Here is a 383-nt window from a genome sequence, read left to right as displayed (position 1 = left end):
TGCTTAGATTGCGATGCATGGTGGTGTTCCTGAAAATCACATTTTAACTATACCATTCGGAAAGTTTTGGCGGCTCGTCCGAAAGTATTAGATGCCGGTTGATCTTAGTTCATCCCTGCGCGCACGAGGCGTACTTTTTCGCGAGACGCCTCGCCGAGTTTTTGATAGAACCATTCGTGTCTTACTGGCTGGCACGTGAGAATTATGACCTGGCAGTAAGGGAGAACTTTGTTTACTAGAAGCTCCATGCATGCTGCATATCGTTTGTCATCTAAATCACAGAAGGGTTCATCTAAGACTATTGGCAAAGGAAGTCTTCTTGCAATGTAGCGACAAAGAATCATTCTGATTACCCAGCTCAGTTGTTTCAGCAAGCCTTTTGA

At 44.6% G+C, this 383-nt stretch carries 1 protein-coding gene; it reads right to left on the bottom strand.

Annotation, left to right across the window (positions count from 1 at the left end; genetic code table 11):
• Positions 1-104 precede the first annotated feature (104 nt).
• Positions 105-383: hypothetical protein (locus FMN52_RS19880; RefSeq protein WP_205424868.1), on the bottom strand; the 279-nt coding region annotated here is incomplete at its 5' end.

It is taken from the genome of Marinobacter sp. BW6 (assembly GCF_008107725.1).
Lineage (GTDB): Bacteria > Pseudomonadota > Gammaproteobacteria > Pseudomonadales > Oleiphilaceae > Marinobacter.
The sequence above is the reverse complement of the archived record's forward strand: the minus strand, read 5'-3'. Positions and strand labels throughout refer to the sequence as shown.